Origin of the sequence: Streptomyces sp. NBC_01335 (assembly GCF_035953295.1) — a bacterium.
GTDB lineage: Bacteria > Actinomycetota > Actinomycetes > Streptomycetales > Streptomycetaceae > Streptomyces.
Window position 1 is genome coordinate 5,758,806 of record NZ_CP108370.1, and the last position, 14,443, is coordinate 5,773,248.

Consider the following 14,443-nt stretch of genomic DNA (forward strand, 5'->3'; position numbering starts at 1 on the left):
CCGAAAGATCCCCGCTGCGTGGCCGCCTAGTGGAGCAGACTTCCTTGGAGCTCGGCGCGCAGGTCGGGCGTGAGGACCGTGCCGGCACGGTCGACGAGCAGAGCCATTTCGTAACCGACGAGACCGATGTCGGCCTCGGGGTGGGCGAGAACGGCCAGCGACGAGCCGTCCGAGACCGACATCAGGAACAGGAAACCGCGCTCCATCTCCACCACCGTCTGGCTGACGGCACCGCCCTCGAAGATCCGGGAGGCGCCGGCGGTCAGCGAGGTGAGCCCGGAGGCGACCGCGGCCAGCTGGTCGGCGCGGTCGCGCGGGAATCCTTCGGACATGGCCAGCAGGAGGCCGTCCGCCGACACCACCACCGTGTGCGACACCCCGGGGGTGTTGTCCACGAAGTTGGTGATCAGCCAGTTCAAATTCTGCGCGGCCTGACTCATGGGGCTCAACTAACGCTCCTGCTGGTGAGTGGGGCCGAGTTGGAAGCTGCCGGTCGACTGGCTGTTCGCCTGCCGACCCTGCTGGATGCCCCGGCGGAGATTGGTCAGACGCCCGCGCACGTCATCGGGCGCACGCGAAACCTGAGGTCCGGACTGGTGATTCTGCTGCTGAGCGGTACCCGGAACCAAATTGGCACGCGGAACCCGCCGGGGAAGCCCCGAAGTGGTGACACCGCCCGCGGCCGGCTTCTTGACCCGCTCGGCCTGACGTACGAGTTCGTCGTTGGGCGAAGGCCGCCACGGACCCGCCGGGCTCGCGTCGCCGGAGGAACGCCGGGGCGCCTCCGGAGCCGGAACCCCGCTGGGCTGCGAGGGAGCCGCCTCCGCCTGCGGCCGGCCGCCCTGCTGCGGACCGTGGAACCAGTTGGTCTCCAGCGTGTCGTACAGCGGGGTGCGGCCGTCGCCCGGACCGGCCGGCGGCAGCGCCTCGGGCGCGGACCGGCGCGGCGGCAGCGAACGCTGGGGCGGCTCGCCGGCCGGAGCCGGACGCGGCACACCCTGCTCGTCGCCGTCGCCGTACTGGCGCGGAGCGGGCAGCCCCTGGTCCGGAGCCCCGAAGTCGGGACGGGCGAACTGCGCGGTGCTCGCGGGGTCCTGCGGCCGCGGTACCGGCGGGGCCGAGAAGTCCGGGCGGGCGAACTCCGAGGTGGCACCGGGCCCCTGGCGGTCATCGCCCGGAGTGCGCCGGTTCAGCGGGGAGTTGAAGTTCCGGTTCGGGACGGGCCCCGCCGGAGCGGCGAACTGGCCCGTGGAATCGGTCTCTTCGTGCCCCCGCGGCGCGTCGGCGGGCCCGCGGTGCTGCGCGCCCCGGTCCTCCACGCCCCAGGTGGTGGTCTGCGGGTGCTGCGGCTTCGGGTTGCCCCCGGGCAGCTCGGCCCGCGGGCCACCGGGCGGCGGCAGCTGACGGCCGGGCCCGGTGGGCTGCTGGAACCCGTGCTGCCCCTGGCCGTCCTGGTTGCCCTGGCCCGGACCGGCCTGACCGCGCTGGGGCTGCATGCCCTGCGGGCCGCCCAGGTCCTGGTTGTGGCCCTGGTTCTGGTCCTGCCCGAACGGGGGCCGGCCGCCCTGGCCCTGGTCCTGGCCGAACTGACCTGCCGGAGCGCCCTGGTTGCCCTGGAGGGGCTGGCCGTTCTGGTTGCCCTGGCCCTGCCACTGCTGCTGCGGACCGGTGGAGCCGAACACGTCCTGGCGTACGGGACGGCCGCCCTGCTCCGGCCGGGTCATGGGGGACTGCTGGGCCGGGGCGCCGTGCCCGAAGAGGTTCGTCCGGTCCTGCTCCGTACCGCCCTGCGCACCGCGTGCGCCCAGCCGGGCGCCGCCGCCGAGGGCGCCACCGCCCTGCCGCTCGGGCCGCCCGAAGTCCTGCGGACCCTGCGGGCCTCCCTGCGGTACGGACGGTCCGCCGGGCTGCCGCTGAGGCCCACCGGTCTGCGGGCCTCCCTGCTGGGACCCGCGCGCCGCGGTGTCCCGCGAGGGCAGCGCCGCGCGCGGACCGGAACCCGCGCCGACCTGGCCCCGGGCGGGCGCCGAGCCGGCGAGCCCCTTGGCACTGGCCTGCGGGCCGCCGAGACCGGCGCGCGGAGCGCCGGCGCCGCCGAGCAGACCGCCGGGCGCGGACGCCTGCTGACCCGCACCCTGCCTGGACGGCGGCTGCTTGCCGCCGTGCGCGACGTCCACCGGCAGCATGACGAGCGCCGTGGTGCCGCCGGAGTCGGAGGGCCGCAGCTGGATGCGGATGCCGTGACGGAGGGAGAGCCGGCCGACCACGAACAGACCCATGCGGCGGGAGACCGACACGTCCACGGTGGGCGGCGAGGCGAGCCGCTCGTTGATCGCCGCGAGGTCCTCGGGCGAGAGGCCGATACCGGTGTCGTGGATCTCGACGAGCACCCGTCCGTCCGGCAGGGCGTGACCCGTGACGCGGACCTTCGTCTGCGGCGAGGAGAACGACGTGGCGTTCTCCAGCAGCTCGGCGAGGAGGTGCACGAGGTCGTTGACGACCCGGCCGGCCACTTCGGTGGCGGGCACCGCGGCCAGTTCGATGCGCTCGTACTGCTCCACCTCGGAGGCGGCGGCGCGGAGCACGTCGACCAGCGGGACCGGGCGGGTCCAGCGGCGGCCCGGTTCCTCACCGGCGAGGACGAGGAGGTTCTCGCCGTTCCGGCGCATACGGGTCGCGAGGTGGTCGAGCTTGAAGAGCGAGGAGAGCTGGTCCGGGTCGGCCTCGCGGGACTCCAGCTCCGAGATGAGCGAGAGCTGACGCTGGATGAGGCCCTGGCTGCGGCGCGAGAGGTTGGTGAACATCGCGTTGACGTTCCCTCGGAGGAGGGCCTGCTCGGCGGCGAGGCGGACGGCCTCGCGGTGCACGTCGTCGAAGGCCGCGGCCACCTGGCCGATCTCGTCGCGGGAGTGGACGCCGACGGACTCGACGGAGGTGTCGACGTCCTGCGGGTCGGTCTCGGAGAGCTGGCGGACGAGCTCGGGCAGCCGGTCCTGGGCGACCCGGGTCGCGGTGTCCTGGAGGCGGCGCAGCGAGCGGATCATGGACCGCGCCACGACGAAGGCGCCGACGAGCGAGACGCCGAGCACCAGCAGGATGATGGCACCGTTGAGGATCGCCTCGCGCTGGGAGGCCTCGCGCAGCTCGCGGGCCTTGCCCTCCATGTCGCTGAGGAGGGTCGCCTCGATGGTCTCCATCGCCTGGATCTTGGTCGAGCTCTGGTCGTACCAGTCGAGGTAGGAACGCGGCTTGCGCCCGCTCAGGCCGACCGTGGTGTCCAGCACCTGCTTGGCGTAGGTGTTGGCCGCCTGGATCTCCGGGTTGCCGCTGGTCAGCGGCGCCGTGAGGTCGGAGGCACTGTTCCCGGTGGTCGCGTAGATGGTCTCGAAGGAGTTCATCGCCAGGCTCTCCTTGCGGAGCGCGTTGCGACCGAACTGCTTGTCGTTGTCGCTGAGCCTGGTCTTCGTGCTGTTTCCGCCCGGCAGTGCGGCGGCGATGATCGCCCGCTGGACCGAGGCGTACTCCTTGGCGGAGGAGAAGGCCGCCAGCGCACGGGTGCGCTTGATCATCTCGGGGCTGGAGGTCGCCTGCGCCATGTCCTGGGAGAGGCTCAGCAGCGAGGTGATCAACTGGCTGTACTGGTCGATCGTGTTGACGCTCGGAGAGCCGCTGGCGTACGCGGTCTTGCGGATGTCGCGGATCTGCCCGAGCTGCGTCGCGATCATGTTGACGCTTGCGTGGATGCCTTCGAGGGCCTCGTCGCCCTCCGTGTCCCCGATGGCCATGGTGGCGTCGAGGAAGGCGTCCTTGGCCCGGTCCGTCTTCTTCCGGGGTTCGGTGACCTTGTAGTTGGTCGCCTTCACGCCGTTGGAGAGCGGTCCCGCCGACTCGTCGCGCTCGACCTGCAGGGCCTGCGCGAGCGCGGTGGCCTGCTTGGTCATCTGCGTCAGCAGCTGCATGTGCTCCAGCTGCTGGATGTCGTTCATCGACTCGTTGATGCGGAGTCCGCCCAGCGAGGTCGCCGCGACCACGGGGAGTGCCAGGAGGGAGACCAGGCGGGTGCTGATGCGCCAGTTACGCAGGGCTACGCGTGAACCCGTGCTCACCGGGTCCCGGGGTTTCGCCGCCGCTGCCGGCTCGGCGCTTTCGGTCGTGGTGGAACCCGTGCGCGCGGTCTGTTCCGCGCCGTCGCCGGCGCCGGCCGACCCGGGGTTCTGGGCGTGCTGGGGCGAGGAGCCGCGGTCGGTCCCGCCGCGCGGCTCCTGTTCCGCCGGAGCGCTGCCATCCCTCTTGAAACGTCCCTGCACTAGCGTCGCAACCTCTGGACCAGGCGTCCCTCCGCATGCGCGGCGGTGACGGTGTCGGCGTCGTGGGGCGCTGGACGCGCCCCATGGTGGTCGTTGAACGACCGGCGTTCTTGAACCCCCTCCGCCGCCACTCGGCGCTGCGTTGCGCCCCTGCGCGCCGGTCTCTACCCGCGGCGGTGCGTGGAATTCCAGCACAGTGCCGGACCTCCAACAAGGCCCGTGGGTTCCCCATGGGTGGGTGTCACAGGGCGTGATGGCCGTGTGACCAGCCGTGCAGCGTGTTCATGTGGAAAGTGGATCATTACGGACAGGTCAGTCGGACGAGTGTGGTGTCCCAGTCCTGATGATCAGGAGCGGAATAGAACATTCAGTGATGCAATGTCCGTTTCCACTTGCGTGATCATCATTCCGGTATGCGGCTTTTGTGGTGCTGGTCGTGAGCAAACTCACATGATGATCGCCGTCTCATCCGGGGTAAGGCCGGGAATCCGATGTTTAGCCTGACGCTTTACTGGGATGGCGAACCCGACCAACTGGGCGCACCCCGGGGTGCGCCCCCGGCGACAAGGTCCTCACGGCAGATGAACACGACGCAGTCCCGCAAGCTCGCCAACCCCCGGCGCACCACGCTGGCGCACCTCACGGACGCCTCCACGCTGCGCGCCCCCGAGCTCTCCGAGCGGCCCGAGTACACCAACGCGCTGCCCACGCAGACGGCCAACCCGCGCCGCACCATCCTCAGGTAGGCACCGCCCGCCGGGAGTCCGGCCGGCTCGCTCGTCCCTGTCGTCCGCACCTGCGGGGGGACGGCGACGATCCGCCGGACACTCCCCGGTCCGCGCGCGGCGAGGCGATAGCCTGGAGCGTCAGTCTTCAGCCAGCCAGCAAGTGAGGGGCGACAGCATCCCGTGCGCATCGCCAGGTTCTCCATCGACGGCAATGTCGCCTTCGGCGCCGTCGAGGGTGAGGGCACCGTGGAATCCGGTGGCCTCGTCCTCGACATCATCAAGGGCATTCCGTACGCCGACTTCGAGCTCTCCGGCACCAAGGTCCCGCTGAGCAAGGTCAGGCTCCTGCCCCCCGTGCTCCCCAACAAGGTCGTGGCCATCGGCCGCAACTACGCGGAGCACGCCGCCGAACTGGGCAACGAGGTCCCGGACGTCCCGGTCGCCTTCTTCAAGCCCACCACCTCGGTGATCGGCTCCGGCGACGCCATCGAGTACCCCTCCTTCTCGAACGAGGTCCACTACGAGGCCGAACTGGCCGTGGTGATCGGCCGGATGTGCCGCGAGGTCCCCCGCGAGCGGGTCAAGGACGTCATCCTCGGCTACACCTGCGCCAACGACGTCACCGCCCGTGACGCGCAGAAGCGCGAGAAGCAGTGGGCCCGGGCCAAGGGCTTCGACACCTCCTGCCCGCTCGGCCCCTGGGTGGAGACCGACCTGGACCCGTCCGACCTGACGATCCAGGCGACGGTCAACGGCGAACAGCGTCAGCTCGGCCGTACGAGCGAGATGATCCGTTCCGTCGAGGACCTGGTCGTCCACATCACCGAGGCGATGACGCTCCTCCCCGGCGACGTCATCCTCACCGGAACCCCCGCGGGGGTCGGCCCCCTGCACGTCGGCGACGAGGTCGCCGTCACCATCGAAGGCATCGGCACTCTCACCAACAAGGTGATCAAGCGTGGTTAACGGATCTTCCCCCCGTGTCCGGTTCTGTCCCTCCCCGACCGGCAACCCCCACGTGGGCCTGGTCCGGACGGCTCTCTTCAACTGGGCCTTCGCCCGGCACAACGAGGGCTCGCTGGTCTTCCGCATCGAGGACACCGACGCGGCGCGCGACTCGGAGGCGTCGTACGAGCAGCTGCTCGACTCGATGCGCTGGCTCGGCTTCGACTGGAACGAGGGCCCCGAGGTCGGCGGCCCGCACGCCCCGTACCGCCAGTCGCAGCGGATGGACATCTACCGCGACGTCGCCGAGAAGCTGAAGGCCGGCGGGTACGCGTACGACTGCTACTGCACCACCGAGGAGCTCGACGCCCGCCGCGACGCCGCCCGCGCCGCCGGCAAGCCGTCCGGGTACGACGGCCACTGCCGCGAGCTCACCGCCGAGCAGGTCGCGGCGTACGAGGCCGAGGGCCGCGCGCACATCGTGCGCTTCCGGATGCCCGACGTGCCGCAGACCTTCACCGACCTGGTGCGCGGCGAGCTGACCTTCCAGCCGGAGAACGTGCCGGACTACGGCATCGTCCGCGCCAACGGGGCCCCGCTCTACACGCTGGTCAACCCGGTCGACGACGCGCTGATGGAGATCACCCACGTCCTGCGCGGCGAGGACCTGCTCTCCTCCACCCCCCGCCAGCTCGCCCTGTACGCGGCCCTCACCGAGCTGGGCATCGCCAAGGCCACCCCGGCCTTCGGCCACCTGCCCTACGTCATGGGCGAGGGCAACAAGAAGCTGTCCAAGCGGGACCCGCAGGCGTCGCTCAACCTCTACCGCGAGCGCGGCTTCCTCCCCGAGGGGCTGCTCAACTACCTCTCGCTGCTGGGCTGGTCGATCGCCGAGGACCGCGACATCTTCTCGATCGAGGAGATGGTGGCGGCCTTCGACATCGCGGACGTCAACGCCAACCCGGCCCGCTTCGACCTCAAGAAGGCCGAGCACATCAACGCCGAGCACATCCGCCGGCTCGACGTGAAGGACTTCACCGACGCGTGCGGTCCCTGGCTGCGGGCGCCGTACGCGAACTGGGCCCCCGAGTCGTTCGACGCGGACAGGTTCGCCGAGATCGCGCCGCACGCCCAGACCCGGGTGACCGTCCTCTCCGACATCACCGCCAACGTCGACTTCCTCTTCCTCGACGAGCCGGTGGAGGACGAGGCGTCCTGGACCAAGGCGATGAAGGAGGGCTCCGACGCCCTGCTGACCACCGCCCGCGCCAACCTGGCCGACGCCGAGTGGAACGCCGAGGCGCTGAAGAACGCCGTCCTCGCGGCGGGCGAGGCCCACGGCCTCAAGCTCGGCAAGGCCCAGGCCCCGGTGCGCGTCGCCGTCACCGGCCGCACGGTCGGCCTGCCGCTCTTCGAGTCCATGGAGATCCTGGGCCGCGAGAAGACCCTGTCCCGGGTGGACGCGGCTCTCGCGAAGCTCACCGCGTAAGAGGCTCACCGCGTAGCGCGGCGCCGTACGCCCCAGGGGGCGGGCCACCGGAAAGAACCTTCCGGCGGCCCGCCCCTCGGCATTCCCGGCCCCCGGACGCTTTCGTGAGGCTCGGGCGCACCTGTGGCCGGTTCTCGCCGGGTGGGGCCGGGGGCGGGCCGGTAGCGTGGCGTCCATGCCGATCCGCGCGGTGCTCTGGGACGTCGACGACACGCTCTTCGACTACTCCGGCGCCGACCGCGTCGCCATGGCGCGGCTGCTGGAGCTGGAGGGGCTGCCCGGCGGCTGGCACACCCCCGACGAGGCGCTGGACGGCTGGCGGGCGCTCACCGGTCGCCACTGGGCGCGGTTCGCCGCGGGGGAGACGGACTACGAGGGGCAGCGCAGGGACCGGGTGCGGGAGTTCCTGGGACGGGAGCTGACGGACGCGGAGGCCGACGCGTGGTTCCGTCGGCACGCGGCCCACTACGAGGCCGCCTGGAGCCTCTTCCCCGACGTGCTCCCGGTCCTCGACCTGCTGGACGGCTACCGCCACGGAGTCCTGTCCAACGCCAGTTCCGGACAGCAGGACCGCAAGCTGAGCGCGCTGGGCGTACGCCACCGGTTCGAGGCGCTGCTGTGCGCCGTGGAGCTCGGCGTCTCCAAACCCGATCCCGGCGCCTTCCACGCCGCCTGCGAGGCGCTCGCCCTGGAACCGCACGAGGTGGCGTACGTGGGGGACGAGCCCGACATCGACGCCGCCGGCGCGGTCGCGGCCGGGCTGACGGGGATCTGGCTGGACCGGGCGGAGCGGGGTGGCAGGGCCGATCTCGTACGGATCACGGGCCTCCACCAGCTGCCGGGGGTGCTGTCGCGGGATACCCGTTTTGGAGCGTCGGACACCTTCGGGTAATGTTCTTTCTGCGCCGCCCGAGCGGGCCGAAAGATCCGGCCGGGAAGCGCAGACAGAGACAAAGCCTCTAGGGGTTGCGTTTCAGTGGGCTATGGTGTAATTGGCAACACTACGGTTTCTGGTACCGTCATTCTAGGTTCGAGTCCTGGTAGCCCAGCGCAAGACCGAAGTTCGTAGGACTTCAAGGAACAAGCCCCCGTTGTGTAGCGGCCTAGCACGCTGCCCTCTCACGGCAGTAGCGCCGGTTCGAATCCGGTCGGGGGTACAGATCCTTCCCGCGGGAACAATCCGGGTCGCACCCGATGTTCTTGATGCAGGATCGCTAGGGCCCCCGTTGTGTAGCGGCCTAGCACGCTGCCCTCTCACGGCAGTAGCGCCGGTTCGAATCCGGTCGGGGGTACGTACCACACCATGGGCTATGGTGTAATTGGCAACACTACGGTTTCTGGTACCGTCATTCTAGGTTCGAGTCCTGGTAGCCCAGCGCAAGACCGAAGTTCGTAGGACTTCAAGGAACAAGCCCCCGTTGTGTAGCGGCCTAGCACGCTGCCCTCTCACGGCAGTAGCGCCGGTTCGAATCCGGTCGGGGGTACAAGTCAGCGGTAGGGAAAGGCCCTTCACCTCGGTGAAGGGCCTTTTTCGTGCAACCGGAGAGCCGGCACCGGAGGCCGGACAGCCCAACAGCCCGTTCGGGCCCGGCCGTTCGGGCCCGGACATGAAGAAGGCCGCCACGACGCTGGGGCGGCCAGTGCGAACACGAGCGGAAACGTAAGCAGGAGCGGTGACGCGGTGACTCGGTAACGGCGGGCGGGTGGACGGTCGGTGGAGGGGGTCAGCCGCGGCGCAGGGCCTCGCTGAGGCGGGCGGCCGAGTCGATGACCGCCTGCGCGTGCATCCGGCCCGGGTGCCGCGTCAGCCGCTCGATCGGGCCGGAGATGGAGACGGCGGCCACCACCCGGTTCGACGGTCCGCGCACCGGTGCGGAGACCGAGGCGACGCCCGGCTCGCGCTCGCCGATCGACTGGGCCCATCCCCTGCGGCGTACCCCGGAGAGGGCCGTCGCCGTGAACCGGGCGCCCTGCAGGCCCCGGTGGAGCCGCTCGGGCTCCTCCCAGGCCATCAGGATCTGCGCGGAGGAGCCCGCCTTCATGGTGAGCGTGGAGCCGACCGGCACGGTGTCCCTGAGCCCGGAGAGCCGCTCGGCAGCGGCGACACAGATACGCATGTCGCCCTGGCGGCGGTAGAGCTGGGCGCTCTCACCGGTGATGTCGCGCAGGTGGGTGAGCACGGGTCCGGCCGTCGCCAGGAGGCGGTCCTCGCCGGCCGCCGCGGCGAGCTCGGCGAGCCGCGGGCCGAGGATGAACCGGCCCTGCATGTCCCGGGCCACCAGGCGGTGGTGTTCGAGTGCCACGGCCAGTCGGTGGGCCGTGGGACGAGCGAGACCGGTCGCCGCGACCAGCCCGGCGAGGGTGGCCGGACCGGACTCCAGTGCGCTCAGTACGAGTGCAGCCTTGTCGAGAACGCCGACGCCGCTAGAGTTGTCCATACGACGATATTCGCGTCTCACTCTGTGAAACGCAAGTTCAATTTTCTCCAGAAGTTGCGAACCTGTACCGGCGGCCGTACGACGGCCCGTAGCCGCCGCCCCGTTCGGGGGAGCCGTCCCGTACGGGACCGGGACGGTGGCGCACCGAATCTCTAGTTGGGCCGGCGAAGACGCCGGTCGGAGGGAAAGCGATGGGTAGGACACTCGCGGAGAAGGTCTGGGACGACCACGTCGTCCGGCGCGCAGAGGGCGAGCCCGACCTCCTCTACATTGATCTGCACCTGCTGCACGAGGTGACCAGCCCGCAGGCCTTCGACGGGCTGCGGCAGGCCGGACGCCCGGTGCGGCGCCTCGACCTCACCATCGCCACCGAGGATCACAACACCCCGACCCTCGACATCGACAAGCCGATCGCCGACCCGGTCTCCCGCGCCCAGCTGGAGACCCTGCGCAAGAACTGCGCGGAGTTCGGCGTCCGGCTGCACCCGCTCGGCGACGTCGAGCAGGGCGTCGTGCACGTGGTCGGCCCCCAGCTGGGCCTGACCCAGCCCGGCACCACCGTCGTCTGCGGCGACTCGCACACCTCCACCCACGGAGCCTTCGGCGCCCTGGCGTTCGGCATCGGCACCAGCCAGGTGGAGCACGTGCTGGCCACCCAGACGCTGCCGATGGCCCGCCCGAAGACGATGGCGATCACCATCGACGGCGAACTCCCCGAGGACGTCACGGCCAAGGACCTCATCCTGGCGATCATCGCCCGGATCGGCACCGGCGGCGGCCAGGGCTACATCCTCGAATACCGCGGCTCCGCCATCGAGAAGCTCTCGATGGAAGCCCGGATGACCATCTGCAACATGTCGATCGAGGCCGGCGCCCGCGCGGGCATGATCGCCCCGGACGAGACCACCTTCGCCTACCTCGGAGGCCGCGCCCACGCCCCCAAGGGCGAGGACTGGGACGCCGCCGTCGCGTACTGGAAGACCCTGCGCAGCGACGACGACGCCGTCTTCGACGCCGAGGTGGTCATCGACGCCACCCGGCTGGCCCCGTTCGTCACCTGGGGCACCAACCCCGGCCAGGGTGCTCCGCTCTCTTCGAACGTCCCCGACCCGGCTTCGTACGAGGACGCCTCGGAGCGGTTCGCCGCCGAAAAGGCCCTGGAGTACATGGGGTTGACCGCAGGACAGCCGCTCCGCGAGATCGGCGTGGACACCGTCTTCGTCGGTTCCTGCACCAACGGCCGCATCGAGGACCTGCGCAACGCCGCAGCCGTCCTCGGGGGCCGCAAAGTCGCCGACGGCGTACGGATGCTGGTCGTCCCCGGCTCGGTCCGGGTTGCCCTGCAGGCGGTCTCCGAGGGTCTGGACAAGGTCTTCACCGAGGCCGGTGCCGAATGGCGCCACGCGGGCTGCTCGATGTGTCTCGGCATGAACCCGGACCAGCTGGCGCCCGGTGAGCGCTCCGCCTCCACCTCGAACCGCAACTTCGAGGGCCGGCAGGGCAAGGGCGGCCGGACGCACCTGGTCTCCCCGCAGGTCGCCGCCGCCACCGCGGTGCTCGGCCACCTGGCCTCGCCCGCCGACCTGTCCGACGACCGCACGCCTGCCGGAGTCTGAGAACCATGGAAGCTTTCACCACGCACACCGGCCGGGCCGTCCCGCTGCGCCGCAGCAACGTCGACACCGACCAGATCATCCCCGCGCACTGGCTGAAGAAGGTCACCCGCGACGGGTTCGAGGACGGCCTCTTCGAAGCCTGGCGCAAGGACGAGAACTTCGTCCTCAACCGCCCCGAGCGGCAGGGCGCCTCGGTCCTGGTGGCCGGCCCCGACTTCGGTACCGGCTCCTCCCGCGAGCACGCCGTCTGGGCCCTCCAGAACTACGGCTTCAAGACCGTGATCTCGGCCCGGTTCGCGGACATCTTCCGCGGCAACTCGCTGAAGAACGGCCTGTTGACCGTCGTTCTCGACCAGTCGGTCGTGGACGCGCTCTCGGAGCTGACCGAGGCCGACCCCACCGCCGAGGTCACCGTCGACCTGGAGGCCCGCCAGGTCCGGGCCGAGGGCATCGAGGCGGCCTTCGAGCTCGACGAGAACGCCCGCTGGCGTCTGCTGAACGGGCTGGACGACATCAGCCTCACCCTTCAGAACGAAGCGGACATCGCGGCATATGAGGTGGCAAGGCCGACCTTCAAGCCGCGTACAATTGAGGTCTGAGCAGCGCTTTTCCAGACTGCGCCCCCTGCCTTCGGGTAGGGGGCGCAGTGGCTTGTTGAGACCCTGTCGGGCGACAACTCGCCTCAGATGGCACAATCGGTGCATGGAAGGCGACAACCAACTCAAGCTCTATGGCCAAGTCGCCGACCAATTGAAGGAAGCGCACGGAAGGGTGCGCGCACTGCAAGTCCCGGAGGGCGTACGGATGGCGCTGTCCCGGAAGCTGTTGGCCGTCACGGCCACGGCGAAGCACGATCTCTCAGGCGCGGCAAGGCGCCTGGACCGGTTGATGAAGGACCTCGATGAGGGCCGATTCCCCGAAGGTGACTGACCCTGCGGAAGTCCGCACCAGTCGACTTCGTTGCGGCACTAGGGTGATTAGCCCGTTTCGTGTTTGATTTGCGGTATATATCTGCCTAACGTGCGAAAACGCTTGAACACTTTCGTTCTGGCAATGTCTCCGAAGGGGAAGACGTGAACAAGGCACAGCTCGTAGAAGCGATTGCCGAGAAGGTCGGCGGCCGCCAGCAGGCCGCTGACGCGGTGGACGCGGTACTGGACGCGATCGTCCGCGCCGTCGTGGCCGGAGACCGTGTCTCGGTCACCGGTTTCGGCTCGTTCGAGAAGGTCGACCGCCCGGCGCGGTACGCCCGCAACCCGCAGACCGGCGAGCGCGTCCGGGTCAAGAAGACCTCGGTGCCCCGCTTCCGCGCGGGTCAGGGCTTCAAGGACCTGGTGAGCGGCTCCAAGAAGCTCCCGAAGAACGACGTGGCCGTCAAGAAGGCCCCCAAGGGCAGCCTCTCGGGCGGTGCTTCCACCCGTACGACCACCAAGGCCGCGGCCAAGAAGGCCACCGCCCGCAAGGCCGCGACGGCGAAGAAGACCACCACCGCCGCCGCGACCACGGCGAAGAAGACCACCGCCACGCCCGCCAAGAAGGCGACCACCGCGGCAGCGGCGAAGAAGACCACGGCGGCCGCGAAGAAGGCGGCCACGCCGGCGAAGAAGACCGCCGCCGTCGCGAAGAAGACGGCCCCGGCCAAGAAGGCCACCGCCAAGAAGGCGCCCGCCAAGAAGACCACGGCGCGCACCACCACGGCCAAGAAGGCCACCGCTCGCAAGAAGTGAGACCGAGCACCCGCTCGCTCTCGCACGACGCGCCGGGCCGGGTTCCCCTCGGGGAGCCCGGCCCGCGGGCTGTCCGGGGCCGGGCGGTCGCCCCGGCGGGCTCCCGCCCGTTCGGCCGAACGGGCCCCGCTCAGAAGGTCCGACGAACGGGCCCCGCTCAGAAGGTCTGCAGGGTCACCAGGTCGATCCGGAGCGAGGCACCCTCGCCCGAACCCTCGATCCGCACCCGTTGCCCGGGGCGCAGCAGCCGCAGGCCGCCCGCGTCGAACGCGGCCGCCGGGAAGTCCACCGGGGTGCCGTCGTCGAGCAGCACACTGCCGCTGCGGGTCTCGGGGTCGTACGTGTACGCGGTCGCCTGCATGGGCCGCAGCCTATCGCCCGGTGGGCGCGGGCCGCGTGGGCCCGGCGACCGGGCCCGGGGCCGCCCCCAGCCGTACGGCGTCCCGCAGTTCCTCCGTACGCGGTCCCACGCCCAGGGCCAGCGCCACCAGCAGGTCGTTCCCGGTGTCCACGTCCCGGCGGACCGAATCCAGTCCCTCGGGCGGCACCTCCCGCGCACCCGACGCGAGATGCCGGGCGCGCGAGGGACCGCCGAAAGCGGGCAGCAATTCCACTCCGGCCACCGCCGAGAGAAATGTCGTCCCGATTCCCGCGGCGTCCGAAAGGAATGTCCGGGGAAATCCGGAAGAGAATTCGAGGACCCGCGACAATTCCGAGGGGCGCAGCGCGGGGAGATCCGCGTTGAGCGCCGCGACCGGAGCCGACGGCCTGACGGCACGCACCAGCCCCGCGCCGTACGCGAGCGCCGCGTTGAGACCGGCGGCCGGGAAGTCGGGTACGACGCGGGCTCCCAGCGCCGCCAGACGGTCCGCCGCCACCGTGTCGTCCGTGACGACCACCACATCGCGCACGTCCGTGCAGGAGAGCGCCGCCGCGACCGTGTCCTCGGCGAAGGCCAGGGCGAGTCGGGGCCGCAGAGCGTCGCCCAGGGCGTCCCGCAGCCTGCTCTTGGCGTACGCCAAGGGCTTCAGCGGAACGACCAGGGACCAGCGGCCGGCCGGGTCGGTGTTCGTGGCGATCTCCCCCTCCGTGAACGTCGGCCCCCATTCTCGCCTGCCGGGTGCGACAGCCTGCCGGTCCGGCCGGGGGAGCGGGGCGTACGGTGTTCTCGACAGAGCAGGGGCCTGGGGCGG

13 protein-coding genes and 5 tRNA genes are annotated in these 14,443 nt (G+C 70.7%); 13 read left to right on the top strand and 5 right to left on the bottom strand.

What is annotated here, in order from left to right:
• Positions 1-26: 26 nt before the first annotated feature.
• Together OG599_RS24895 and OG599_RS24900 are read right to left on the bottom strand one after the other, a co-directional pair.
• Positions 27-440: a roadblock/LC7 domain-containing protein gene (locus OG599_RS24895; RefSeq protein WP_323180487.1), complete on the bottom strand. Its 414-nt coding sequence runs from the start codon at positions 438-440 to the stop codon at positions 27-29.
• 9 nt (positions 441-449) lie between these two features.
• Positions 450-4,307 (bottom strand): sensor histidine kinase, encoded by a 3,858-nt coding sequence (locus tag OG599_RS24900; RefSeq protein WP_327178193.1) that lies wholly within the window; start codon positions 4,305-4,307, stop codon positions 450-452.
• A 581-nt stretch (positions 4,308-4,888) separates the two neighbouring features.
• Between OG599_RS24900 and OG599_RS24905 the strand changes: the two genes are divergently transcribed.
• The 9 genes from OG599_RS24905 to OG599_RS24945 all read left to right on the top strand — a co-directional run bounded on the left by OG599_RS24905 (position 4,889) and on the right by OG599_RS24945 (position 8,953).
• Positions 4,889-5,053 carry a hypothetical protein gene (locus tag OG599_RS24905; protein WP_327178194.1) on the top strand — a complete coding sequence of 55 codons (165 nt, stop codon included), beginning with the start codon at positions 4,889-4,891 and terminating at the stop codon, positions 5,051-5,053.
• 162 nt (positions 5,054-5,215) lie between these two features.
• The gene (locus tag OG599_RS24910) at positions 5,216-6,001 is read left to right on the top strand and encodes a fumarylacetoacetate hydrolase family protein (protein ID WP_327178195.1); all 786 of its coding nucleotides are present in this window, start codon (positions 5,216-5,218) and stop codon (positions 5,999-6,001) included.
• On the top strand, positions 5,994-7,469 hold the full coding sequence (gltX, locus tag OG599_RS24915) for a glutamate--tRNA ligase (protein WP_327178196.1): 1,476 nt from the start codon (positions 5,994-5,996) through the stop codon (positions 7,467-7,469). Before OG599_RS24910 ends, gltX begins: the two co-directional genes overlap by 8 nt.
• A 175-nt stretch (positions 7,470-7,644) precedes the next feature.
• Positions 7,645-8,361, top strand: a complete 717-nt coding sequence (locus OG599_RS24920) for an HAD family hydrolase (RefSeq protein WP_327178197.1) — start codon at positions 7,645-7,647, stop codon at positions 8,359-8,361.
• Positions 8,362-8,446: 85 nt separating this feature from the next.
• Positions 8,447-8,518, top strand: a tRNA-Gln gene (locus OG599_RS24925).
• Between the two features lie 35 nt (positions 8,519-8,553).
• Positions 8,554-8,626, top strand: a tRNA-Glu gene (locus OG599_RS24930).
• 62 nt (positions 8,627-8,688) lie between these two features.
• Positions 8,689-8,761: transfer RNA gene (locus OG599_RS24935), tRNA-Glu, on the top strand.
• Positions 8,762-8,773: 12 nt separating this feature from the next.
• Positions 8,774-8,845: transfer RNA gene (locus OG599_RS24940), tRNA-Gln, on the top strand.
• Between the two features lie 35 nt (positions 8,846-8,880).
• Positions 8,881-8,953 (top strand) — tRNA-Glu (locus OG599_RS24945).
• A gap of 240 nt (positions 8,954-9,193) precedes the next feature.
• Here OG599_RS24945 and ndgR read toward each other — a convergent pair.
• Positions 9,194-9,907 (bottom strand): IclR family transcriptional regulator NdgR, encoded by a 714-nt coding sequence (gene ndgR, locus OG599_RS24950; protein WP_275491887.1) that lies wholly within the window; start codon positions 9,905-9,907, stop codon positions 9,194-9,196.
• 191 nt (positions 9,908-10,098) lie between these two features.
• On the opposite strand from ndgR, the gene leuC reads away from it, so the two are divergent.
• The 4 genes from leuC (at position 10,099) to OG599_RS24970 (ending at position 13,250) form a co-directional block, all read left to right on the top strand.
• Complete coding sequence (leuC, locus tag OG599_RS24955; RefSeq protein WP_327178198.1) at positions 10,099-11,523, top strand: 3-isopropylmalate dehydratase large subunit; 1,425 nt, start codon at positions 10,099-10,101, stop codon at positions 11,521-11,523.
• Between the two features lie 5 nt (positions 11,524-11,528).
• A complete protein-coding gene (leuD, locus tag OG599_RS24960) occupies positions 11,529-12,122 on the top strand; it encodes a 3-isopropylmalate dehydratase small subunit (protein ID WP_327178199.1) in 594 nt (197 codons plus the stop codon).
• Between the two features lie 103 nt (positions 12,123-12,225).
• Entirely contained in the window at positions 12,226-12,453 is a 228-nt protein-coding gene (locus tag OG599_RS24965; RefSeq protein ID WP_327178200.1) for a hypothetical protein, read from the top strand.
• Positions 12,454-12,596: 143 nt separating this feature from the next.
• Positions 12,597-13,250 carry an HU family DNA-binding protein gene (locus OG599_RS24970; RefSeq protein ID WP_327178201.1) on the top strand — a complete coding sequence of 218 codons (654 nt, stop codon included), beginning with the start codon at positions 12,597-12,599 and terminating at the stop codon, positions 13,248-13,250.
• A 157-nt stretch (positions 13,251-13,407) separates the two neighbouring features.
• Here OG599_RS24970 and OG599_RS24975 read toward each other — a convergent pair whose 3' ends face one another.
• Entirely contained in the window at positions 13,408-13,611 is a 204-nt protein-coding gene (locus tag OG599_RS24975) for a hypothetical protein (RefSeq protein WP_327178202.1), read from the bottom strand.
• Between the two features lie 10 nt (positions 13,612-13,621).
• Positions 13,622-14,329, bottom strand: a complete 708-nt coding sequence (gene cofC / locus OG599_RS24980) for a 2-phospho-L-lactate guanylyltransferase (protein ID WP_327180176.1) — start codon at positions 14,327-14,329, stop codon at positions 13,622-13,624.
• Between the last annotated feature and the right edge of the window lie 114 nt (positions 14,330-14,443).

Excerpts from the sequence above, each read along its gene's own strand:
- OG599_RS24905 (WP_327178194.1), top strand. The coding sequence starts at position 4,889 with ATGAACACGACGCAGTCCCGCAAGCTCGCCAACCCCCGGCGCACCACG.
- leuC (WP_327178198.1), top strand. The coding sequence starts at position 10,099 with ATGGGTAGGACACTCGCGGAGAAGGTCTGGGACGACCACGTCGTCCGG.
- OG599_RS24920 (WP_327178197.1), top strand. The coding sequence starts at position 7,645 with ATGCCGATCCGCGCGGTGCTCTGGGACGTCGACGACACGCTCTTCGAC.
- OG599_RS24965 (WP_327178200.1), top strand. The coding sequence starts at position 12,226 with ATGGAAGGCGACAACCAACTCAAGCTCTATGGCCAAGTCGCCGACCAA.
- leuD (WP_327178199.1), top strand. The coding sequence starts at position 11,529 with ATGGAAGCTTTCACCACGCACACCGGCCGGGCCGTCCCGCTGCGCCGC.
- OG599_RS24895 (WP_323180487.1), bottom strand. The coding sequence starts at position 440 with ATGAGTCAGGCCGCGCAGAATTTGAACTGGCTGATCACCAACTTCGTG.
- ndgR (WP_275491887.1), bottom strand. The coding sequence starts at position 9,907 with ATGGACAACTCTAGCGGCGTCGGCGTTCTCGACAAGGCTGCACTCGTA.
- OG599_RS24975 (WP_327178202.1), bottom strand. The coding sequence starts at position 13,611 with ATGCAGGCGACCGCGTACACGTACGACCCCGAGACCCGCAGCGGCAGT.